The sequence below is a fragment of the Shewanella septentrionalis genome (genome assembly GCF_025370265.1).
GTDB classification, from domain to species: Bacteria; Pseudomonadota; Gammaproteobacteria; order Enterobacterales; family Shewanellaceae; genus Shewanella; species Shewanella hafniensis.
In genome coordinates, this window is the sequence record NZ_JAMTCC010000003.1 from 193361 (window position 1) to 214541 (window position 21181).

General features: G+C 47.5%; 23 protein-coding genes. 11 read left to right on the forward strand and 12 right to left on the reverse strand.

Annotated features, from left to right (window positions below):
* Positions 1-34 precede the first annotated feature (34 nt).
* The 3 genes from NE536_RS02855 to NE536_RS02865 form a co-directional block, all read right to left on the reverse strand.
* Positions 35-445: a hypothetical protein gene (locus NE536_RS02855; RefSeq protein ID WP_261271740.1), complete on the reverse strand. Its 411-nt coding sequence runs from the start codon at positions 443-445 to the stop codon at positions 35-37.
* 62 nt (positions 446-507) lie between these two features.
* The gene (fieF, locus tag NE536_RS02860; protein ID WP_011982137.1) at positions 508-1380 is read right to left on the reverse strand and encodes a cation efflux pump FieF; all 873 of its coding nucleotides are present in this window, start codon (positions 1378-1380) and stop codon (positions 508-510) included.
* 51 nt (positions 1381-1431) lie between these two features.
* Positions 1432-1941, reverse strand: a complete 510-nt coding sequence (locus tag NE536_RS02865; protein ID WP_107403272.1) for a Spy/CpxP family protein refolding chaperone — start codon at positions 1939-1941, stop codon at positions 1432-1434.
* Between the two features lie 380 nt (positions 1942-2321).
* On the opposite strand from NE536_RS02865, the gene NE536_RS02870 reads away from it, so the two are divergent.
* Positions 2322-3008 (forward strand): response regulator, encoded by a 687-nt coding sequence (locus NE536_RS02870; protein ID WP_106648428.1) that lies wholly within the window; start codon positions 2322-2324, stop codon positions 3006-3008.
* Positions 3008-4372 carry an ATP-binding protein gene (locus NE536_RS02875; RefSeq protein WP_261271741.1) on the forward strand — a complete coding sequence of 455 codons (1365 nt, stop codon included), beginning with the start codon at positions 3008-3010 and terminating at the stop codon, positions 4370-4372. The genes NE536_RS02870 and NE536_RS02875 overlap by 1 nt, the downstream gene beginning before the upstream one ends.
* A gap of 93 nt (positions 4373-4465) precedes the next feature.
* Here NE536_RS02875 and acuI read toward each other — a convergent pair whose 3' ends face one another.
* From acuI to NE536_RS02895, 4 genes are all read right to left on the reverse strand, one after another.
* Positions 4466-5446 carry an acrylyl-CoA reductase (NADPH) gene (acuI, locus tag NE536_RS02880; RefSeq protein WP_261271742.1) on the reverse strand — a complete coding sequence of 327 codons (981 nt, stop codon included), beginning with the start codon at positions 5444-5446 and terminating at the stop codon, positions 4466-4468.
* 173 nt (positions 5447-5619) lie between these two features.
* Entirely contained in the window at positions 5620-6138 is a 519-nt protein-coding gene (locus tag NE536_RS02885; RefSeq protein ID WP_261271743.1) for an ankyrin repeat domain-containing protein, read from the reverse strand.
* 177 nt (positions 6139-6315) lie between these two features.
* Entirely contained in the window at positions 6316-7836 is a 1521-nt protein-coding gene (gene katE1, locus NE536_RS02890) for a catalase KatE1 (protein WP_280925546.1), read from the reverse strand.
* Positions 7837-8118: 282 nt separating this feature from the next.
* Positions 8119-10041, reverse strand: coding sequence for a sigma-54-dependent Fis family transcriptional regulator (locus NE536_RS02895; RefSeq protein ID WP_261271744.1), 1923 nt, complete (start codon positions 10039-10041; stop codon positions 8119-8121).
* 381 nt (positions 10042-10422) lie between these two features.
* Here NE536_RS02895 and exaC point away from each other — a divergent pair, with 381 nt between their 5' ends.
* Positions 10423-11943 carry an acetaldehyde dehydrogenase ExaC gene (gene exaC, locus NE536_RS02900; RefSeq protein WP_006079725.1) on the forward strand — a complete coding sequence of 507 codons (1521 nt, stop codon included), beginning with the start codon at positions 10423-10425 and terminating at the stop codon, positions 11941-11943.
* A gap of 225 nt (positions 11944-12168) precedes the next feature.
* Here exaC and NE536_RS02905 read toward each other — a convergent pair whose 3' ends face one another.
* Positions 12169-12930 (reverse strand): SDR family NAD(P)-dependent oxidoreductase, encoded by a 762-nt coding sequence (locus NE536_RS02905; protein WP_261271745.1) that lies wholly within the window; start codon positions 12928-12930, stop codon positions 12169-12171.
* Positions 12931-13068: 138 nt separating this feature from the next.
* Between NE536_RS02905 and NE536_RS02910 the strand changes: the two genes are divergently transcribed.
* On the forward strand, positions 13069-13992 hold the full coding sequence (locus NE536_RS02910) for a LysR family transcriptional regulator (protein ID WP_261271746.1): 924 nt from the start codon (positions 13069-13071) through the stop codon (positions 13990-13992).
* Here the strand turns inward: NE536_RS02910 and NE536_RS02915 are convergent.
* Together NE536_RS02915 and NE536_RS02920 are read right to left on the reverse strand one after the other, a co-directional pair.
* Positions 13978-14490 carry a hypothetical protein gene (locus NE536_RS02915; RefSeq protein WP_261271747.1) on the reverse strand — a complete coding sequence of 171 codons (513 nt, stop codon included), beginning with the start codon at positions 14488-14490 and terminating at the stop codon, positions 13978-13980. The two genes, NE536_RS02910 and NE536_RS02915, sit on opposite strands and share 15 nt — an antisense overlap.
* A 70-nt stretch (positions 14491-14560) precedes the next feature.
* Complete coding sequence (locus tag NE536_RS02920; protein WP_106648437.1) at positions 14561-15016, reverse strand: ribosomal maturation YjgA family protein; 456 nt, start codon at positions 15014-15016, stop codon at positions 14561-14563.
* Positions 15017-15232: 216 nt separating this feature from the next.
* On the opposite strand from NE536_RS02920, the gene NE536_RS02925 reads away from it, so the two are divergent.
* From NE536_RS02925 to NE536_RS02955, 7 genes are all read left to right on the forward strand, one after another.
* Entirely contained in the window at positions 15233-15820 is a 588-nt protein-coding gene (locus tag NE536_RS02925; RefSeq protein WP_259521481.1) for a cytochrome b/b6 domain-containing protein, read from the forward strand.
* A 53-nt stretch (positions 15821-15873) separates the two neighbouring features.
* Positions 15874-16320 (forward strand): DUF1924 domain-containing protein, encoded by a 447-nt coding sequence (locus tag NE536_RS02930; RefSeq protein WP_261271748.1) that lies wholly within the window; start codon positions 15874-15876, stop codon positions 16318-16320.
* Positions 16321-16410: 90 nt separating this feature from the next.
* Positions 16411-16974, forward strand: a complete 564-nt coding sequence (locus NE536_RS02935; protein ID WP_261271749.1) for a diheme cytochrome c — start codon at positions 16411-16413, stop codon at positions 16972-16974.
* A complete protein-coding gene (locus NE536_RS02940; protein ID WP_011845502.1) occupies positions 16967-17233 on the forward strand; it encodes a PepSY domain-containing protein in 267 nt (88 codons plus the stop codon). Before NE536_RS02935 ends, NE536_RS02940 begins: the two co-directional genes overlap by 8 nt.
* Entirely contained in the window at positions 17233-17892 is a 660-nt protein-coding gene (locus NE536_RS02945; protein ID WP_006079718.1) for a winged helix-turn-helix domain-containing protein, read from the forward strand. The genes NE536_RS02940 and NE536_RS02945 overlap by 1 nt, the downstream gene beginning before the upstream one ends.
* A 5-nt stretch (positions 17893-17897) precedes the next feature.
* Positions 17898-19214 carry a sensor histidine kinase gene (locus NE536_RS02950; RefSeq protein WP_261271750.1) on the forward strand — a complete coding sequence of 439 codons (1317 nt, stop codon included), beginning with the start codon at positions 17898-17900 and terminating at the stop codon, positions 19212-19214.
* A gap of 131 nt (positions 19215-19345) precedes the next feature.
* The gene (locus NE536_RS02955; RefSeq protein WP_259591062.1) at positions 19346-19813 is read left to right on the forward strand and encodes a GNAT family N-acetyltransferase; all 468 of its coding nucleotides are present in this window, start codon (positions 19346-19348) and stop codon (positions 19811-19813) included.
* Positions 19814-19918: 105 nt separating this feature from the next.
* Here the strand turns inward: NE536_RS02955 and NE536_RS02960 are convergent, their stop codons facing one another.
* Positions 19919-20128 carry a hypothetical protein gene (locus tag NE536_RS02960; protein ID WP_220591706.1) on the reverse strand — a complete coding sequence of 70 codons (210 nt, stop codon included), beginning with the start codon at positions 20126-20128 and terminating at the stop codon, positions 19919-19921.
* 411 nt (positions 20129-20539) lie between these two features.
* Positions 20540-21052, reverse strand: a complete 513-nt coding sequence (locus NE536_RS02965; RefSeq protein WP_011845500.1) for a DUF1993 domain-containing protein — start codon at positions 21050-21052, stop codon at positions 20540-20542.
* Between the last annotated feature and the right edge of the window lie 129 nt (positions 21053-21181).

Consider the following 21181-nt stretch of genomic DNA (forward strand, 5'->3'; position numbering starts at 1 on the left):
GAGTTGCCTTTGGCAACTCCTAGTATCAAACATATTAAGTAATAACTTGCAGCATTACTCGCAGTAAATTGATTATGCCCAAATAAATAACACGCACGATACTTCTACGCTTGCGGCCCACCAAACATTCTTCAATCACAATGTTGCCTGTTTCAGCACAACGCAAACGCGCACGCCAAAAAAAGGGAAAAGGCAAAACTCTCAGCTGATATTGCCTATCCTCATGATTAAGCTTGATATGTCTTGGAAGATAAAAAAGAGGTCGTTTATACCATTGTATTGGCTGCATCTTTTTTATCTCTAATTGCACATCTCCCTGACAAACCAACGGGCTTTCGTCTTGCTGTAATACCAATTCAAAGCAAGTCGATAAGCGATGGTAACGGCAAATGAGCTGAGTACTCTCACTTAATCGATGGCTTTGCTTCTCTATCCATAACGCCATATCCCTACTCCTAAGCGATTAATATCGCTTTATCATCCTTGAATTAGACCATCAAGCGGCTTTTAGCTTACCGGATCTTGGTGAATAATCACCTCGGCATCTTCGAAGGCAGCTTTGACTCTTATTCCTGTCGTATCGGCAATACTGTGGGCTTCATTCAAACTCAAATTGCCATCAAGCTCTAAATGAAATTGGATAAAAACGGTTTTGCCAGCCTGACGAGTGCGTAAATCATGCAGCCCTTGCACCCGTGGATCTTCCATCGCGATTTGCGTGATTTGCTGGCGAGTTTCTTCGTCTAACTCTCGGTCTAACAAGGCTTGAATTGAGCGATAACCTAAGCCAAAGGCTTGATGACCAATATAGAATGCAATCATTACTGCAAACAGTCCGTCAGCCCACCACCAACCATATTGGGATAGGACGAGTGCTAGCAATACCGCACCATTAAGGAATAAATCTGATTTATAGTGTAGCGAATCAGCCTCAACCACAGTACTTTTTGTTGCCGCCAATGCGCGTTTCTGCAACATGACCAAGGCTAACGTCATCACAATCGCTATGACAGAAACCACCACACCTATGGTGGCATTTTCAACCGGAACAGGTGTTAATAGACGCTCGCCACCATAGAAAAGTAATAAAAATGCGGAGCCCATAATAAAGGCGGATTGCGCTAGAGACGCTAACGGCTCAGCCTTACCATGGCCATATCTGTGGTCATGATCAGGCGGCACAAGCGCGTAACGAATGGCAATAAAATTGATAATAGAAGCGAGAGCATCAGCAAAGGAATCCGTCAAAGATGCCAACATACTGGCAGAGCCGGAATAAAGCCAAGCGAACAGCTTGATAAGAATAAGGATCAAAGCGGTAGCCACGGAAGCGCGGCTAGCCAGTTTGACCCAAAAATCGTATTGGGAAGTCTGAGTCATAAGGGATCTATCTTGGGAAGCTATGACCCTATTGTATATCAGCTAAGACGCTTAACCGCGAGGTTCTTTACCAGCTTGTGCTTCAAATCGCGCTTTAAACTTAGCTTGCTGCTCTGGTGTCAACAGATTGTAGATTTGATTATGCAGCTTCATACGTTCAATGGCTTGAGCTTGACGCTGTTCTTGCTGCGCGCTCATCAGTGCCTTGGCTTGCACTTCATCAAAATTAGGGGCCGTCATCAAGGCCTGCATTTCAGTGCGATGGGCCAAACGCTGCTCTTTCGTTGGGCGGCTATCGGCACGCGCGGCTTTCTGATCGGCAAACAGCTTTTTGATATCAGCTTTTTGGGCATCGGTTAAATCTAGCCCTTCAAACATACGATGCATGCCACGCTTATCCATGTGTCGGCCGCCATGTTCCATACGGTCGCCTTTGTGGAATTCAGAACGGGAGAAATCACAGCCACCGTCTGTCGGTTCGGCATTGACTGTTGTCGCTAAAACCGCAGAACTCGCTAGAATGGCAAACAGGCTCGCTTTCAAAGGTGATAATGTTTTCATAGTGTTAACCTCAGTGGTTCAACTTTAATATGGCAAATAAAAGATACAGTGACGACCCTTTTAAGCCGAGTCACTTTCGACCCTTCCAGTCTAAACCCCTATATGTAAGTGAGGACGTTGCCTGAGTAAATCACTGTAAAGTTGCATCAATTCAAAAGGTGGCCGACATTCTGTCATTGATGCGCCTTGAATTGAATCACCCTAGACGCTCTGAAACTCTTATCCTGAGGCTGCTTGGGTATAACAGATTCTCTATTCTTTACTTTGGCTTACATTGCTACACAGCAATTGACATCAAAACAGGTATACTCAGCCAAAGCGCTAAAAGTGCCAGTATTACATGGGCGCATAAGGCCATATTACAGAGATTAAGGAACAATATGAGTCGGATATTATTAATCGATGACGATCTGGGTTTATCTGAGCTGCTAGGGCAACTGCTCGAGTTAGAAGGGTTTCAGTTAACCTTGGCTTACGATGGTAAACAGGGTTTAGATCTGGCACTAAATGCGGATTACGATCTAATCTTACTCGATGTCATGCTACCTAAATTGAACGGTTTTGAAGTCCTGCGTGCACTGCGTCAGCACAAGCAAACGCCAGTATTAATGCTGACCGCTCGCGGCGATGAAATCGATCGCGTAGTTGGGCTTGAAATCGGCGCCGATGATTATCTGCCAAAGCCGTTTAATGACAGAGAATTAATCGCCCGTATCCGCGCCATTATTCGTCGCTCGAACTTAACAACCCAAGAAATCCATGCCGCGCCAGCCCAAGAGTTTGGCGATCTGCGCTTAGATCCATCGCGCCAAGAAGCTTACTGTAATGAGCAATTAATCATACTCACAGGCACAGAATTCACTCTGCTGCACACCCTTGCGCTGCACGCGGGAGAGTTGATGAATAAGGAAGAGTTGAACGAGAAAGTACTCGGCAAAAAACTCATGCCCTTCGATCGCAGCTTAGACATGCATTTATCGAATCTACGTAAAAAACTCCCCGAGCGTAGCGATGGTCGGCCAAGGGTGAAAACCATCCGTGGCAAAGGTTATATTTGGCTCCCTTAATGGCGGTATCGACTGTGCCTAATCGTTTATTTATCAAATTATTGCTCGGATTCTGGCTCTGCAGCTCGCTGATCATTGCCTTGGTCGGTCTGTTGCCATTGCTGCAACAGAGTCACGACCGTGCGCCGCTGCCACCTCACCTTGAAAAAGTCCTATCGACTATAGCTAAGCGCATTCAAGAAAACCCCGCCTTACTGGAGTCCGATTTTCTTCGCCGCTGGGAAAGACATCGAGACATGGAAGGCAAGCCGCTACGGGTCTATCTTGTCAACAGCCAAGGTCAAGTAGTCAACACCCACAGAGTGAGTCGCGGTGTGCGCAGCTTTATGCTGATGGCAGATGAAGAAAAACAACCGATTAGCCATCAATTTAAAGATGAGTTGGTGTTTGGTCCCTATCAATTTAATCTGGGCGCTGAAACCTATTCACTCTACGGCCGCTTGCCGGATAACCATCCGCGGCCTTGGTTTTTCTTCTTCGCCGAAAATAAGTTATTAACTTTAAGCTTAGCAATTTTCCTATCGGGATTATTATGTGGCCTGCTCGCGTGGCATTTAGGTAAGGCATTAAATTCACTTAAAAAGAGTGCTAATGCCCTCGCAGAGGGTGACTTAAGTCATCGTGTCGATAAGTCCACTACACAGCGTAAAGATGAAATAGGCCAATTAGCTAAGGCCTTCAATAGCATGGCCGACTCCATCGAATCTATGATGAACAATCAACAGAGATTGATGGGCGATATTTCCCATGAGCTACGTACCCCGCTCACCCGTTTACAATTGTCGTTAGCCCTCGCCCGTAAAAAGGGCCAGCAAACGGCAGAAACGGATCGTATCGGCTATGAAGCCGAGCAACTCGAAAAGCTTATCAGTGAATTATTAGAGCTCTCGCGGGTCAAGCTCAGTACTAACGAAACCAAAGTACATTTAGGCTTGGCAGAATCCCTGAGCCAAGTTTTAGACGATGCAGAATTTGAAGCAGAACAGCAAGGTAAAAGCATTACTATCGATATCGATGAAGAAATTGAGTTAGCGCATTTTCCTAAATCACTTTCCCGCGCGATTGAAAATCTGCTGCGTAATGCAATTCGCTATGCCGCAAGCGACATTCAGTTACAGGCGAGTGCAACAGCTGATCAAGTAAAAATCACGATAAAAGACGATGGACCTGGCATAGATGCCGCCGAACTCGATGCCATTTTCAAACCCTTCTATCGCCCTGACTCAGCACGACAAAGAGAAAGCGGTGGCTGGGGACTTGGGCTGGCAATCACTGAAGCTGCGATTACCGCCCACAAAGGTAAGATTAAAGCCGAGAACCGTATACCAACGGGCCTTAAAGTGACGATTACACTGCCGAAATAGCCGATATGAAGAACAAGTACAGGAGGCTGAACTAATTAGTCGTAATTGGCAACACCTCAGTGTTGCCATTGTGTTAAAACGTAGAAAACGAGATTATAGCTTAACTAATACACGTCCGGTAACTTGACCTTGGATAATTTTATTCGCGAAATCAGGCACCTCTGCCAATGATATCTGCTGGCAAGCTTGCTGATAAAAATGTGCAGGCAGTGCTTTAATCACAGCTTCCCACGCCGCTTTTCGTTTCTCGAATGGACAAGAAACGGAGTCAATTCCCAGTAGGCTCACACCCCGTAAAATAAACGGCATAACGGTTGTTGGTAATGCAAAACCTCCCGCTAAACCACAGATAGCGGCGGCGCCACCGTACTGCATTTGCGCTAATGCTTTGGCAAGGATCTTGTTGCCAACGGTATCGACCACACCCGCCCAGAGCTGCGCCTCAAGCGGCTTAGCATCTTGTTCAAGCTCACTGCGATCAATCACTTCTGCAGCACCAAGCTCCTTCAATAAAGGCGCATTCTGTTCAACTCGACCACTGCAGGCGACCACACGATAGCCAGCATTGGCGAGCAAAGTTACCGCCACAGAACCCACACCACCACTGGCACCTGTGACAAGAATATCCCCACTTTGCGGTGTTATCCCAGCCTGTTGCAGCGCTTGCACGCACAACATAGCCGTAAGCCCAGCCGTGCCTATCATCATGGATTTAGCGGCATCACAACCTTGCGGCATGGGCACCAGCCAGTCGGCTTTAACTCGCGCTTTTTGCGCCATACCACCCCAGTGGTTTTCGCCCACGCCCCAGCCCGTCAAAATCACCTGATCGCCAACTTGGTATCTTGCATCCGTCGATTCGCGCACCACGCCCGCAAAATCGATGCCTGGTACCATAGGAAACTGACGAATGATTTTGCCAGCACCCGTCACAGCTAAACCATCTTTATAATTCAGCGAGGAATAGGCGACATCAACCAAGACTTCCCCTTCTGGCAAATCAGCTTCTGTGATTTGTGAAACTTGAGCAAACGTACGTTTATCTTCTTGCGTCAGTAGTAAAGCATCAAACATAAATCGCTCTCCGAAGGCCAAACCGTATTAAACGATATTCAAAAAGTTACCATAAAAGGCATAGACATCATTAACAAGCAGACTTATTGCTAATAGTAAATGCTGAGATCTAAACAGATTAAAGATAATGACCAAAAGTGATCAAGCGCAAGAGATGGCAAGATCTAGCGTCTTTATTGCTTTAAACTCGCCTGCTGTAAAGCGCCGCTTTGACCCCAGTAGCGGGCAAACTCAGTCAAGGTCATTCCGGCATTATTCGTTAGGTTCGCATCGCATTCTTTCGCGTATAGCCGCTTTACGATAGTGAATTCGGCCTTAATCACTGCGCCCATCATTGCCGTATTACCACGCTTATCTTGCAAACAAGCATTAGCACCATGCTCAAGCAATAAATCCGTTGCAGCCTCTTGGCCGTTATAGGCCGCCATCATTAGCGCGGTATAGGTTTGACTATTTCTCTGGTCAATAGGGAAGCCCGCATCGAGAAAATGCTCAAGCACAGTGATATCGCCGGTACGCGCTGCAGCAAAAAAGTAGTCCACCAGCAATTGTACTTGTGCGGTATCGGGCTCGTCCGTTTGACTGACAGTTGCGGGTGTAACCAATGGCGCTTGAAGCGAACCCGCCCCCATTGCCACCGACATACTCAGGGCCACAATAATCAATAATAAGATAGCAATAGTGTGTTTCATCAATGGCTCCCAGCACAGCTAAAATAGAGATTTAAACAATGAGACGTGACGAAATGCCCGCAAGACGCCCTCTTAAACTGGGCAGAAAAGAGCTTGTTTACGTCTTGCGGGACTTACTAGGTTCGGACTGTTAACGCGCAAATCTCTGCGACCCAAACAGTCCTAAAAATAACAAAATCAGATTGAACGCTGTTTAACGTCGGCCAGATCACCCTTTACGACCTTGGTTAAACGCTCACCAAACTCTGGGTCTGCACGATAAAAGTGACTGAGCATCTGATGCTTCACATTGGTATCGTTCACTTTGCCTAAGTCACCGGCCAAGTTAGTGATCAGATCTGCTCTATCTTGCTTGCTCAAGCTGCGATAAAAGACGCCCGCTTGGCTAAAGTTATCCTGCTTGCTAATAGCCGTTTGTTGCACAGTCCCCGTCAGCGCAGTTGTTACCGCACGATAACGATTATCTTCGGCCAAGGCTAAATGTACGCTCGGTTGGTAGTTCACATCGGACTGGGTATGCCCCATATTGCCCGCACCTTCTTGGTTGTGGTTTGCCACCGCCACTAAGGGTTTATTAATCGGCAATTGCGACAAATTCGTGCCGAGTCGATACAGCTGAGTATCGGCGTAGGAGAACATACGACCTTGCAATAATCTGTCTTCCGAAGGCTCAATCCCAGGGATCAAATTCGATGGCGCAAATGCCGCTTGCTCAGTTTCTTGGAAGAAGTTTGCTGGCATGCGATTAAGCGTCATAGTACCGACTTTTTGTTCAGGCACATTTGGCCATACTTTAGTGGCATCTAACGGGTTGTAATCAAACTTATTCAGCTCACTTGGGTCGAGTAATTGGACGTATAAATCCCATTTTGGGAAATTACCTTTATTGATCTCGCCATAGAGATCATCGGTCAAATGATTAAAGTTTTGACCTTGTACCTTAACCACTTCATCAGGGCGTAACCCTTTTACACCTTGCTGACTCTTCCAGTGAAACTTAACGTATTTCACTTGCTTGTCTTGGTTAATAAACTTGTAAGCATGCACGCCCCAACCGTCCATTTCTCGATAACTGGCAGGTACACCTAAGTTACTGTAAACCTGAGTCAACATATGGGTCGAGCCCGCTTCGTGGCTAAAAAAATCGAAAAAACGATTCGGATCTTGCATATTGGTCACAGGCGATGGTTTAAGCGAATGCACCATGTCTGGAAACTTGATCGCATCGCGAATAAAGAATACGGGTAAGTTATTACCCACTAAGTCCCAGTTACCTTGGTCCGAATAAAATTTGGTCGCAAATCCACGGGGGTCGCGCAGCGTTTCTGGCGAACCTTTCGAGTGAATAACAGTAGAAAAACGCACAAACACAGGCGTGACTTTGCCTTTCTGTGCAAAGGGTGCTGCTTGAGTCAGATGATTAAAATCACCACTCGATACAAACTCACCGTGCACACCTGTGCCTCTGGCATGGACGACACGCTCAGGAATACGTTCACGGGCAAAGCGTTGTAGCTTCTGGATCAGCTGCACATCCTGTAATAACACACTGCCATTACTGCCCGCCGTCATCGAGTTCTGGTTGTCACCCACAGGGGCGCCATTGTCACGTGTCAGGGTATTTGTTGGTAAAGTTTGAGCCTGCACATTCAATGTCAGACCCATAGAAATAATTAAAAGGCTTTTAGTAAGATGCATAACAGTTCCTCTCTATGCATAACGCCAAGCTCTTTTCTGCCTGCCCGCAGTATAGTTCTGAATTTATAATTAAAAGAAAGGATCTTTATCGATTATATGAATCAATAAAACCTATTAGGCATGAATAAGCTACAACAAGACCTCATTTTACCTGACTCCGAAATCTGAGTTTATGGACTAAAATCTCACAGTTTTAGTCCATTGCGAGTTGGTTAGTCATGGGCGTGATAAGCGAGCTTTGCGTTGTTTATTACACTTACTGATAAGCGCCGCGAGCTAATATTAACCCTTAAGTCCCATCTGTTTTAATCGACGATACAAGGCATTACGGCTGATCCCCAAACGCTTGGCGCATTGGCTCACATTACCATCAGAGGCTTGGTATGCCTGTAGCACATTGCTATAAATCGCCTCGTGGAGAGAATCCGATTGAACCGCAGTGTTGCCACTCGTAACTTTGTCACTCACAACTTTGCCAGCCAGCAGATATGATGCAGAGTTTTGACCGGTTTTAACCTCTTCACCTAATGGCAGCTCTTCATTTAACCGCTGTGTGTTTAACGGATCCACTTTTAACGGCCCTGCCGCTAATTTTTGTGCAAGATAATCGGGTAAATGCTGCCAAGTTAGGGTGTCATCCCCTTCAGCCATCAAGCAAGCGACTTGCATAAGATTATCCAGCTCACGCAAATTGCCGGGCCAGTCGTGTTGCATCATCTGTCCTAACAGTTCAGGGCAAATCGCCTGCGGCGCAATGCGATGTTTACGATGTAATTTATGGATAATGCGCTCGATATCCTGCCGCTCACGCAGCGCAGGTAAGCGCACTTGTAGACCATTTAATCGATAGAATAAATCCTGCCGAAACAGCCCCTGAGCCACTTGTTGATCCAAATCCATATGGGTCGCGGCAATGATTTGAATATCAACTTTAAAACTTTGATTACTGCCAACGGGTACCACTTCGCGCTCCTGTAACACCCTAAGTAAACGACTCTGGGCTGCGAGCGGCATTTCGCCAATTTCATCTAAAAACAAAAAACCGCCGTGGGCTTGGCGAATTTTGCCGATAAATCCAGTGCGGTTCGCCCCAGTAAAAGCGCCCGCCTGATAACCAAAGAGTTCAGATTCGACTAACTCGGCAGGCAATGCCGCGCAGTTCACCGCCACTAAAGGCTCGCTGCGACGCGCGCTTTGGGCGTGGAGTTTTTTAACAAACTGCTCTTTACCGACACCGGTTTCACCGAGCACTAACAGCGGAATTTGCTTGGTGATCACCTTATTGGCATGTTGCCATGCGCGCTCAAGTTGAGGGTCGCGAAACCGCACGCCCAGTTGATTGAGCGATTTATTGCTAGTCGCTACCCGACTCTTGATGCTGGGAATATTTAAGGGCTGAGTCTGTAGATGCAAGTCTAAATGCTGATTAAAGCCACCCGCACGGCTCCAATTATCGCCTAAGTACTGCTCGACGGCATCGCCAACCTTGGCATGGCTAAGTAATTGTTTCGCCATGGGATTGCACCCCACAATGCGACCATCACTATCGGCAATCACTATGCCCTGCCAACCCGAATTCAACAGGTTTGGCTGCGCCGCTAAATCGATTCGATAACGGCTATCGGGCAAATGACACAAGAGTGCGGTTTCGACCTGCTGCGCCAAGCTCGACACTAACATCAGCGTCTGCTGAGTGTGTCTTTGCTGCTCGCTGGTGATATCTATCACCCCGAGCATCTCACCTTGGGGGGAAAATATCGGGCAGGCGGTGCAACTCATAAAACGATTCTGACGAATAAAATGCTGCTCACCCACTACAGATACGGCTTGCTTGGCGGTGAGCGCCGTCCCTATCGCATTGGTGCCTTTGTGCTGTTCGAGCCAATTCACCCCGATATCCAAAGCCACGTCCGCCAGTTTTGTGGAGTAGCGGCTCACGCCCCAGTGCCTAAGCACATAACCCTCGGCATCGGAGAGCAAGAGTCGGCTATTAGAATGCGCCATCAACTGATTGAACAAGGGCAAAGCATGGGATTGCACTAATGCAATGAGCATTTGATATTGCTCATGTTTCTGCTTTAGTTCGCTGGCGTCGAGCCTAAGCTCTTGGGGTAACTGAAATTCTGACAAGCCAGCGCCAATGCTGCGCTGCCACGAATCGGCCAACCACGCCTGTGTCGATGGTAAATGCGGTTTAACTGCCATAGCCGTGCTCCCCCGAGCTGTGTTCCGTTTCGGCACAGTTGCAGTGTGCCGTTCGATGACAAAGTAACCACAGGACACACCTCTCTCCCTGAGTGCCCACACTGTTTCAAATCTGCAAAATTAGCTTTTCATCATACTGTTAGCGCAACAAGTGTACAACTCTTGCCAGTTTGGCACTCTCCTTGCGATGCACCCTTAGTATGCAGGCCTTAGGTGTTGCATAAGAGAACACTAAGCCAATCAATAGGATTGGCTTAAAGCAAAACGAAAAATATATAAAAAGGCATCCATTAGAGATGCATCAACAAGACTCCCTTGCTGAAGCTCAGAGCGTAAAAAGCGCCAACGCCCAGCATGCCATCCACAAGAAGGAATGATTCTATGATTTATGCTCAACCCGGAACCGCAGGCGCAATCGTTAACTTCAAAGAAAAATACGCCAACTTCATCGGCGGTAAATGGGTCGCCCCAGTCAATGGCAAATACTTCGACAATCGCTCACCCGTGAATGGCCAAAACTTTTGCCAAATTCCGCGATCCGATGCACAAGATATTGAATTAGCGTTAGATGCCGCCCACGCAGCAAAAGAAGCATGGGGCAAAACTTCAGTCACCGAACGCTCAAACCTGTTACTGCGCATTGCCGATCGGGTCGAACAAAATCTCGAATATTTAGCCGTCGCCGAAACCTGGGAAAACGGTAAAGCGGTGCGTGAAACCTTAAACGCCGACTTGCCCTTATTTGTCGATCACTTCCGCTACTTTGCCGGTTGTATCCGCGCACAGGAAGGCAGCGCCGCTGATATCGACGGCAACACAGTCAGCTATCATTTCCCAGAACCTTTAGGCGTGGTCGGCCAGATCATTCCTTGGAACTTCCCGCTCTTGATGGCAGCATGGAAAATCGCTCCTGCGCTGGCGGCGGGTAACTGTGTGGTACTCAAGCCTGCGGAGCAAACGCCGGTATCGATTCTGGTATTACTCGAGCTGATTGAAGACCTATTACCCGCGGGCATTCTTAACGTAGTCAACGGCTTTGGCGCTGAGGCGGGACAAGCTCTGGCCACCAGCAAACGCATTGCTAAACTTGCGTTTACGGGCTCCACCGAAATTGGTTATCACATTTTAAAATGCGCCGCCGAATCCTTAATCCCATCAACCGTTGAGCTTGGCGGTAAGTCGCCGAACGTATTTTTTGCCGATGTGATGGACCATGAAGACGAATATTTAAATAAGGCCGTCGAAGGCATGTTACTGGCCTTCTTTAACCAAGGTGAAGTCTGTACCTGCCCATCTCGGGTGCTAGTCCAAGAATCGATTTTCGATCGCTTTATCGAGAAAGTGCTCGCCCGTGCGCAAACCATTAAGCAAGGTGATCCCTTAGATACCGACACTCAAGTTGGCGCTCAAGCCTCTAAAGAACAGTTCGATAAAATCTTAAGCTACTTAGCCATAGGTAAGGCTGAAGGTGCAGAAGTGCTACTGGGCGGCACACTTTGCCAACTCGATGGCGGCCAAAGCGAAGGTTATTACATCAGCCCGACGATTATGAAAGGCCACAATAAGATGCGTATCTTCCAAGAGGAGATCTTCGGCCCAGTGATTTCGGTCACCACCTTCAAAGATGAAGCCGAAGCCCTAGCGATCGCGAACGATACTGAGTACGGCTTAGGCGCTGGTGTGTGGACGCGAGACATGAACACGGCTCAACGTATGGGACGCGGCATTCAAGCGGGCCGCGTGTGGATTAACTGTTACCATGCCTATCCTGCCCATGCCGCCTTTGGCGGATACAAAAAATCCGGTATTGGCCGCGAAACCCATAAGATGATGCTCAACCACTATCAAAATACGAAGAATCTCTTGGTAAGTTACGATGTGAATCCACTGGGTTTCTTCTAAGGGACTTTGTTAGGAGATTTATCTAAGATACTTTCTATAAAGGACGTCTCTAACCTGCTACAGCAGTTGTTCTTAGCATTTGTTCTTAGCGGTTGCAGCTAAGCGTTGTTGAAGATGGTGCATTCGCAGTGATTGCTCTGTAAAAGTCACATAAATAAGAAAGGGCTATTCGCCCTTTCTTTATTTCTATCTCACATATAAATAAATCACATGCTTATAAAAAACCTAAAGAAACATACCGCCTGAAGCTTCGATACGTTGGGCATTAATCCAAGCGGCCGCAGGCGATAGCAAGGCACTAATCGCGCCGCCGATATCGTCCGGCAAGCCCACACGCCCTAACGCAGTTTGCTGCGCTAAAAACTGATTCATCTGTTCATTATCCCGTACAGCACCGCCGCCAAAATCTGTTTCAATCGCCCCAGGGGCAAGCACATTGACCCGAATACCCCGTGGGCCTAACTCCTTCGCCCAATACTTAGTCATAGTTTCGACCGCGCCCTTCATAGTGGCATACGCGCCAAATCCGGGAATCGCAAAACGCGTCAAGCCGGTGGAAATATTGACAATGCTTCCCCCACCCATCAGCTGCGGCAATAAGGTTTGAGTCAAAAAGAACGGTCCTTTGACGTGGATGTTCATCAAGGTATCGAACTGTTCGATACTGGTTTCCGCCATAGGCACATGAATCCCGATACCAGCATTGTTAATCAAATAGTTAAACGACTCCCGCTGCCAAGCCTGAGCTAATACAGTGCTAACTTGGGTGGCAAACTCGGCAAATGAGCCGCTATCGCTCACATCCAGTGGCAGTGCTACCGCTTTGCGTCCCAGCCATTCAATCTCGGCGACCACTTCAGCGGCCGCTGCGGTATTCGTTTGATAGGTCAGGATAATATCTATCCCCTGCGCCGCTAATTTCAGGGCAGTGTTTTTACCTAAACCGCGGCTAGCGCCAGTGATAAGTGCAATTGGAGTCGTGTTCATGGTCAGTCCTTATAATCGTCGCAGGAAGTGAAACCTAAGCCTTGAGGCCTAATTAACTGCACACAGCTTATTACTTGCAATTAACGAGATAAACACACTATAAATGCTAAGACTGTTAACCAATAAAGGACAATCACCGTGCAAGATAGACTGCAAGCCATGCAAATTTTTATGCGGGTCGCTGAATTACAAAGCTTTACCCAAGCAAGTGTCAGCTTAGGTCTATCGAAAACCCATGTATCGAATGTGGTGGCGCAGTTCGAAACATTTCTAGGCGCACGCTTGTTGCAACGCACCACGCGGACGGTACGCTTAACCCAAGATGGCCAGAGCTGTTACGAGCGCTGTAAAAGTTTACTGGCGGAATTTCAAGAATTAGAAAGCCTGTTCCAACTGCAAGCCGAGCAAGTGTCGGGACGGCTCAGAGTCGATATGTCGACAGGCATTGCCCGCAACTTAGTGATCCCTAAACTGGCTGAGTTTATTGAGCAATATCCGCATATCGAGCTTGAACTAAGCAGCACAGATCGTAAGGTGGATGTCATTGCCGAAGGGTTCGATTGTGTGATTAGGGTCGGCAGTGTGCAGCAAGAAGGATTAATAGCGAAAAAGCTGGGGCATTTTAAGATGCTGAACTGTGTCAGCCCAGCTTATATTGCCCAATACGGTAAACCCGAAAGCCTTGAAGATTTGACCCAACACAACCACAAACTCGTCCACTACGTAAGCCAATTAGGCGGCACTGACTCAGGCTTTGAATATCAAGATCCCCACACTCATCAAGGGAACCTTACTATCCAACTGCCTAAATTGATTACGGTAAATAATGCCGATGCCTATAGCTCAGCCTGCTTGGCGGGGTTGGGGATCATTCAAGTTCCCAGCATAGGGGTGGCTAAGTATTTACACACTGGCGAGTTGGTCGAGATCCTGCCAAATTACCCTGCGCCGCCCATGCCTGTAAGCTTGCTCTACCCACACAGGCGGCATTTATCTAAACGCCTGCAAGTCTTTATGGCATGGTTAAATCAGCAGATGACGCCATTTTTAGTCCCACATTAGTGACTTTTCGATGGCTGCTAAACGCTGATCCAATTCGGCCATAGCGGCGGCCGTTTGCGGATCGCTTTGGGGATCAACAACTTCAATCAGCTTAAGTTTCGGCCGAGTTGTTAACCAAGAGCTGCTCGCAGTAATGACTAAATCCAGCACAAACTGGCCGTAATAGTGCAGTCGCAAGCGGTTATCCGCCATGGGCCAGTGTGAGTGCAGTAAGAATGAATCATACATTTGCGCCAAAGATGTCGTCGCAATGAGCTTAAACGCTTCATCGAGCAGACTAAACTCGGTTGATTCTTCGAAGGGACAATCGAAAGCAGTGATGACCAAATACCCCGAGGTTTTATTGGGTAAAACGCAGCGATATTGGCCTTCAATCACTAAGCCAGCAATCGAGGTATGAGTATATTGGCCATTGAAATACAAAGGCATTTTCAGTGAATTAGGCTCAAGTCCATCAGTACGTGCTGTTAGCAGTGAAAACCCCGTTATCGGCTGCATCCCTTACCCCACTTATCTCGCCTACTTATCCGCGAACACACACATCACGCGGCACTTGCGGATTCAAATACTAGGACTGGCGGCTTTTCCAATAACAGCCCACTAAGATCAAGTAACCGACAAAATAAGCCACGAGATCGAGTGGGTCGAAATGGCTACCTATCACTATCCGCGCCAAGCGATTTCCACCCAAGCCTAACTTGTCGACTAAGCCCCAATACTGGCCAAACTCGATGGCAAAGGCAAACAGCAATACCGCAAGCGCCAGCCAAGGAGTTTGAAATAAGCGCTTAATGCCCTCGTCTTTACTATTGGCTACCGAATTGACTGCTAGAGGAACGACAGCCCGCACCATGCAAAACAGCAAGATCACCACCAATACATCGCCCACAAAACCACGAATAAAACCCGCAGGCGCATATAAGGCAATTAAGACTTCAGTCAAAAATAATAAAACCGCATAAATAAAAAAAGATTTACGACTCGGATTGCGGCTAATGAAAGCGCGAATAACGGCGGTAGACATAGATAAGTTAATCCCTTCACTCGGTTGAAGTGGCAGAATCTACCGTAATACCAAGAGGTTAACAAGCGAGCTTTCGTTGATATTTAAGGCTCGTCACCTAGGCAAGCGCGCCACTTAACGCCACCAATTCACTAAATGTTCGCCCCTCAAAATTTAAGCGAGGTTTAAGTTTGGGTTAAGTAGCCTACACCTAAACCCACTTAGGAGCGTCACACCATGTCATCAAACACACTGCAAACCATCAAAGTTTGGGACCTGTTAATCCGCATATTCCATTGGTCTCTCGTCGGCTTTTTCACCTTAGCCTACCTCACTGAAGGCGAAGACGAGTGGATGACCATCCACAGTTACGCAGGTTACAGCATCTTAATTTTACTGGTGTTTCGTCTACTGTGGGGCGTGATTGGTACCCACAATGCGCGCTTTAGCAACTTTATTACTCGCCCTAAAGAAGTGCTGGTGTACCTCAAAGGGCTCATCACAGGCAAAGCCAAAGACTACATAGGCCATAACCCCGCTGGAGCAATGATGATAGTGGCCTTGATTGCCAGCATCGCCATCACGGGATTCTCAGGCATAGCTCTATACGCCACCGACGGACACGGCCCATTAGCCACGAGCTTTTTCGCCACTTGGCCCGAAGGCGCCATAAAAGAAGTCCATGAATTCTTTGCCAACTTCACCGTGTTCCTTGTCGTCATCCATGTTGGCGGCGTCATCGTCAGCAGCCTGCTACACAAAGAAAACTTAGTCAGAGCCATGGTCACGGGCAAGAAACAACGCCCAGTGGAACAAAAAGATTAATCCATTAGCCATTTTGCTTAGCAACAAGACATCCAGCCCAAAAGGAATGCCCTATGAACAGATTCACCAGACACACGAATAAAAGTCGCCTTGCTATCGTCACAATTTCAACCTTGCTGCTGACTAGCCTTAGCGTTAGCGCCGCCAACAGTAAAGTGCAAAGCCTACCACTGAGCGCTGAGCGCATCGGCACGCAACTGCAACGCTATCAAGCCCAAGGCGCAGGACCCTTTACCGCAGCCGCAGGACAAAAGCTTTGGCTACAGGACATGGACGGTCGCAGCTGCGCCAGTTGCCATACCGCCAAAGTCACCGACATGGGGATGCACCAAAACACCCGTAAACCCATTGACCCTATGGCGCCGTCGATTACCGCAGATCGGTTAACCGACTCAGCCAAAATCGAGAAATGGTTTACCCGTAACTGTAACTGGACCTTTAAACGCGACTGCACGCCGCAGGAGAAAGGCGATGCCTTACTCTGGTTAAGCCTGCAATAACCGCCAAATTTCGACCTTATAGCTCATTCAATTAGATCAATTAATTTCAATACCTTCCACAGAAGGTAACGGCACAAAAAGGAAGATGTCATGACTAAACAAGCACACCCTATTAGCTGGTTCTTAGGTTCATCACTCACAGCTGCGGCATTAGCCATTGGCGTTATCGGTGTCAGCCTAACCTTAACCGGCACAGGCTATGCGGACGATGGCCGTGGGCTTAGCCGCGCCATTCCACAAAATGCGGAATATACGGCAGAATGTGGCAGCTGCCACATGGCTTACCCCGCGAACTTACTCCCCGCCGATAAGTGGCGCGCCATTACCGCAAATCTTGAGAATCACTTTGGTGACAACGCCAGTCTAGATCCTCAAGTCACTGCTAGAATTGAGGAATATCTGGTTCAACATGCGGCGCAAAATGGTAAGGTGATGAAAAACAGCACGCCACTGCTTGCAGGCGCTGGGCCGCAGAAGATCACAGAACTGGCATTTTTTATTCGCAAACACGATGAGATCCCAAGACGTATGGTGCAAGATAACCCCAAAGTCGGCTCATTCAGTCAATGCAGCAATTGTCACAACCTCGCAGAAAAGGGCATATTCGATGAAGATACCGTTAATATTCCTGGCTTTGGCCGTTGGGATGATTAGCAGCCCCAGCTGCGATGCCCATGACGATGATCTTTCAAACAAGGTGGTCGAGTGGGTTAAGGAGGGCAAGGTTTTGCCCTTCGACACCATAATGCAACGCTATGAATCACGGCTAAAGGGACGGTTACTCGATCTCGAAGTCGAGCAAAAACATGGAAGGATCATCTACGAGCTCGAAATCCTCCGTGACGATGGCATAGTGTATGAAATCAAGATTGACGCCAAAACTGGCGAGTGGCTAAAGGAAAAGGTCGACTGATGCGTTTGCTATTGATTGAAGATGATACCGATCTGGTCGCGCGCCTCATTCCCGCCCTTAACAAGGCGGGTTATACCGTCGAACACGCCGATAACGGTATTGATGGCGCCTTTTTAGGCGAAGAAGAAAACTTCGAAGCCGTGATCCTCGATCTCGGTTTACCCGGCAAACCCGGTCTACAAGTCCTCGGCCAATGGCGACAAAAAGGCTTAGCTATGCCAGTGCTGATCCTCACCGCTCGCGATGCGTGGCACGAACGGGTCGATGGCCTCAAGGCGGGTGCCGATGATTACCTCGGCAAGCCTTTTCACATCGAAGAACTACTCGCAAGGCTCGAAGTGTTGATCCGCCGCCACTTTGGCCGCGCCGATAATGTGTTGCAACATGCGGGCGTTTCCCTCGATGTCGACAAACAAGCCGTCACCAATGTCGACGGTGAAGTGATAGAGCTGACTAAGATTGAATATCGCCTACTGCATTATTTAATGGTCAATCCCAGCAAAATCGTCTCTAAGTCAGAGCTCAGTGAACGCATTTACGAAGAAGATCAAATCAAGGACAGCAATGTCATCGAAGTGTACGTCAACCGCCTGCGCCAACGCTTAGGCAAGGATTATATCGAAACCCGTCGCGGCCAAGGTTATCGACTCAAGGAGTAAAAGGCGTGTATTCACTCAAGGGTTATCTGACGCGCAATCTGCTGATCACGCTCACCTTTGCCATGGTGCTGTTACTGTATTTTCTGTACCAAGGTATCCAAATATTAACCCAAGACTTTGTTGCCTCGCGATTGCAACACGATGCCGACAGCCTGATCTCCGCCCTGAATAACCATCCCGATGGCACCTGGGCGCTCACCACCGACCGCTTGCCCAATGTGTACCACAGGGTTAATTCTGGGCATTATTTTGCAATTCAAATCGGCGAGCAAACCCTGCGCTCACGCTCCCTATTCGACCATAACGTGAACATGCCAAAACTGACCGCCGGTGAGCACCAGCAAGCCACTGAGTTTGTCGGCAAAGAACATTGGCTGATGTTCAGTCAGGCCGTAATCAAAGATGATCAGTTAGTGACACTGTGGGTGACAGAAGACATCAGCGAGCTCGAACAGACCCAAGTACAGTTTTTAGCCTTTGCCAGCGCGGCGGTGTTGCTCACGATTGTTATTCTATTAATGGCACAGTATCAATTACTTAAACGCGGCTTTAAACCCTTAGAGCAGATGCCCGAAGCCATCCGGCAGATGCGCACCCAAGGGCAAGAAATTAATCCAGACCAAATGCCGAGTGAAATCATCCCGCTGATTGAGGAGATAGATCGTTTAGTCAATCAATTGGGCCAACGAGTACAACGCTCCCGCAATGCCTTGGGTAACTTAGCCCACGAAATGAAACGTCCGCTACAAGGGCTGCAGTCCTACCTAGAAAGCCTTCCACCGGAACAGAGGAGTGAGGGCAGCAAGGTGCTCGCAAACCTGCACCACATCATTGAGAGAGAGCTTAAGCGCACTAAGATTGTCGGCCTGTCCACTCCGGGGCGTTATACCGTGCTCGATGACGATCTCGCGCCGCTGATTCAAGTGATGCAGCGTATCTACCCAGATCGCATTATTCATAGCCATTACGCGAGTGGCTTAGTGATGCCATTTGACAGGGATGACTTACTCGAACTCTTAGGCAATTTACTGGATAACGCCTGCAAACATAGCCGCAAGAAGATTGAGATCCGTATAGTGCATCAAACGGCTCCCACCGCAGGTTATGGGATCATAGTCAGTGATGATGGCGAAGGCGTCTCCGATGCCGCATTGTCGATTATCATCGAGCGCGGCATTCGACTAGATGAAAGCATCCAAGGCCATGGCTTAGGATTATCTATCTGCAAAGATATCATCGACAGTTATCAGGGCGAACTTAGCTTTAGCCACGCGAAACAAGGTGGACTCGAAGCCAGCGTATTTCTGCCGATCCCAAGTTAAGCGGTATACTCAGCCAAACCGTGCTTAATTAATCCTGCCGCCACATCATTCAGACCAGCGAACAGACTTAAGTATTCGTGCCACTATGTCGCACCATTAAGCCCTTTGCATAACACACGTCAGAGATTTATATGAAAGTTATCGACCTAAAATCGGCCCCGCAGCATATTCCACTGCTAGCACAATGGCATCATCAAGAATGGGCACATTTAAGTTCCGCGGACGCCACAGTCACCACACTCATTGAGCAGATGAGCGAGTACCTCTCTGACGCCGCTATTCCTAAGATGTTTATCTGTGAAGAAGCTAACCAAGTCATGGGCTCCTCCTCATTAACCGCAGCAGATATGGATACCCGAACCGACTTAAGCCCTTGGCTGGCGAATGTGTATGTTAATGCACATTATCGAAATAAAGGCTTAGGGAAATTATTAGTCAATGCCGTCGTTGATTATGCCAAAGCACTCGGATTACAAAAAATCTATTTGTTTACCGCAGACAAAGCAGACTTTTATCAGACACTTGGTTGGTCAAAGATTTCACGGGAAGATTATATGGGCGAGATGGTCACGATAATGGAATATGAATTTAAGAAGTGAATGCTTAAGGAGAGTGAGCTAGCCCCACGACGGGCGTCGTGAAGCTGTACATGCTGGCTAAATATCTAGATGTGATATCCAATACTTAGCGACAAGCCAAAGGCTTTAGTCAATTTCTATATCCACGCCGAAACGATTGGATAGTTGGCGTTGCTCGTGCAGAATTTCAATTCGGCGGCGAGTGTCTTGGGTCAACTTGTCTTTGAGGCGCAAACCACTAGTAATGGCGGCTTTTTTTGCTTTCGTGCTCTTTATCGGTAAATCAGTTGTCGTCGCATCCGTTGGACTCTCGACGGCTTGAGATTCGATAGACATAGCTAACTCCTTTAATTAGAACCTTAAATAGGCTCTTCCAGTAAATCCCTGCTCAAAACGAACAAACAGGTCATCTTTATAATGAGTCAATTCGCCATTCACTATTTAAGTAATAGATAATTTGGCGACTCATAAACTTACGGCCCATATCATTTACCTAAGCCAACAAAATTAAATCACATGCTAACAGGATAAAAATAATCGAGACGTAAGGTCGAAATGAAAAACTGAGTATTGATTGACTTCATCGGCGTAACAGAACCCTAACGAGCCCAAAATTTCCAGCGACAAAGCGGCATAACATAGGTAGAGAAAGAACAGGTAGTAATGCAGAAAGGTTGGTAAGCTCAAGCGGCAAAGCGCTGCTGCGCAACAATTAGGCTGCGCAACAGTACTACATCTAGCCTAGATTTACGACTTATATGGCATAGCGCCAAGGTAATCTTTCTTGCCAATTTCAACACCGTTGTGTCGCAAAATCGCGTAGGCTGTTGTTACATGGAAGTAAATGTTCGGAATCGCATGCTCAATGGCAAACTCATAACCCGTAAGATATTTTCCTTCCCAACGTGGTTGTGAGACATGGATCGTGGCCGCATTAGCAAAATCATCCGCTTTGAACGTCGCTAAGTAATCTAATACTGAGCTAATACGCGCTTGCAAATCAGCTAAAGTCGTTTCGCTATCATCGTGCTTTGGCACTGTATCTAAGTTATCGGTCAAACGTGCCACGCCAATTTTGGCAGTATCGCAGGCAATCTGAACTTGGCGAATAAGGTTAAATTGATCCGGCGCTAAACGTGAGTTTAATAGCACCGCCATATCGACTTTCTTGAGGTTTGCGAAGCATTCGCCCTTTTCAAGAATAACGCTTAAATTTTTCAGCATCTTGCTAAATTGTACAACCGTTAAATCATAAAGCATGGCATTGACCTCAGTGATGGACGCTACAAAACTGCAGCACTTAAGACTATCTTGGGGCAAATAACACAATTTCAATCATTCTTAGAATTTAAGTATTTGCTTAACAATAAACACATCAAAATAAGCCCT

What these genes read in the sequence shown, in the direction of transcription:
- NE536_RS02855 (WP_261271740.1), bottom strand. Translation starts at nt 445, where the DNA reads ATGGCGTTATGGATAGAGAAGCAAAGCCATCGATTAAGTGAGAGTACT.
- fieF (WP_011982137.1), bottom strand. Translation starts at nt 1,380, where the DNA reads ATGACTCAGACTTCCCAATACGATTTTTGGGTCAAACTGGCTAGCCGC.
- NE536_RS02865 (WP_107403272.1), bottom strand. Translation starts at nt 1,941, where the DNA reads ATGAAAACATTATCACCTTTGAAAGCGAGCCTGTTTGCCATTCTAGCG.
- NE536_RS02870 (WP_106648428.1), top strand. Translation starts at nt 2,322, where the DNA reads ATGAGTCGGATATTATTAATCGATGACGATCTGGGTTTATCTGAGCTG.
- NE536_RS02875 (WP_261271741.1), top strand. Translation starts at nt 3,008, where the DNA reads ATGGCGGTATCGACTGTGCCTAATCGTTTATTTATCAAATTATTGCTC.
- acuI (WP_261271742.1), bottom strand. Translation starts at nt 5,446, where the DNA reads ATGTTTGATGCTTTACTACTGACGCAAGAAGATAAACGTACGTTTGCT.
- NE536_RS02885 (WP_261271743.1), bottom strand. Translation starts at nt 6,138, where the DNA reads ATGAAACACACTATTGCTATCTTATTATTGATTATTGTGGCCCTGAGT.
- katE1 (WP_280925546.1), bottom strand. Translation starts at nt 7,836, where the DNA reads ATGCATCTTACTAAAAGCCTTTTAATTATTTCTATGGGTCTGACATTG.
- NE536_RS02895 (WP_261271744.1), bottom strand. Translation starts at nt 10,041, where the DNA reads ATGGCAGTTAAACCGCATTTACCATCGACACAGGCGTGGTTGGCCGAT.
- exaC (WP_006079725.1), top strand. Translation starts at nt 10,423, where the DNA reads ATGATTTATGCTCAACCCGGAACCGCAGGCGCAATCGTTAACTTCAAA.
- NE536_RS02905 (WP_261271745.1), bottom strand. Translation starts at nt 12,930, where the DNA reads ATGAACACGACTCCAATTGCACTTATCACTGGCGCTAGCCGCGGTTTA.
- NE536_RS02915 (WP_261271747.1), bottom strand. Translation starts at nt 14,490, where the DNA reads ATGCAGCCGATAACGGGGTTTTCACTGCTAACAGCACGTACTGATGGA.
- NE536_RS02920 (WP_106648437.1), bottom strand. Translation starts at nt 15,016, where the DNA reads ATGTCTACCGCCGTTATTCGCGCTTTCATTAGCCGCAATCCGAGTCGT.
- NE536_RS02925 (WP_259521481.1), top strand. Translation starts at nt 15,233, where the DNA reads ATGTCATCAAACACACTGCAAACCATCAAAGTTTGGGACCTGTTAATC.
- NE536_RS02930 (WP_261271748.1), top strand. Translation starts at nt 15,874, where the DNA reads ATGAACAGATTCACCAGACACACGAATAAAAGTCGCCTTGCTATCGTC.
- NE536_RS02935 (WP_261271749.1), top strand. Translation starts at nt 16,411, where the DNA reads ATGACTAAACAAGCACACCCTATTAGCTGGTTCTTAGGTTCATCACTC.
- NE536_RS02940 (WP_011845502.1), top strand. Translation starts at nt 16,967, where the DNA reads ATGATTAGCAGCCCCAGCTGCGATGCCCATGACGATGATCTTTCAAAC.
- NE536_RS02945 (WP_006079718.1), top strand. Translation starts at nt 17,233, where the DNA reads ATGCGTTTGCTATTGATTGAAGATGATACCGATCTGGTCGCGCGCCTC.
- NE536_RS02955 (WP_259591062.1), top strand. Translation starts at nt 19,346, where the DNA reads ATGAAAGTTATCGACCTAAAATCGGCCCCGCAGCATATTCCACTGCTA.
- NE536_RS02960 (WP_220591706.1), bottom strand. Translation starts at nt 20,128, where the DNA reads ATGTCTATCGAATCTCAAGCCGTCGAGAGTCCAACGGATGCGACGACA.
- NE536_RS02965 (WP_011845500.1), bottom strand. Translation starts at nt 21,052, where the DNA reads ATGCTTTATGATTTAACGGTTGTACAATTTAGCAAGATGCTGAAAAAT.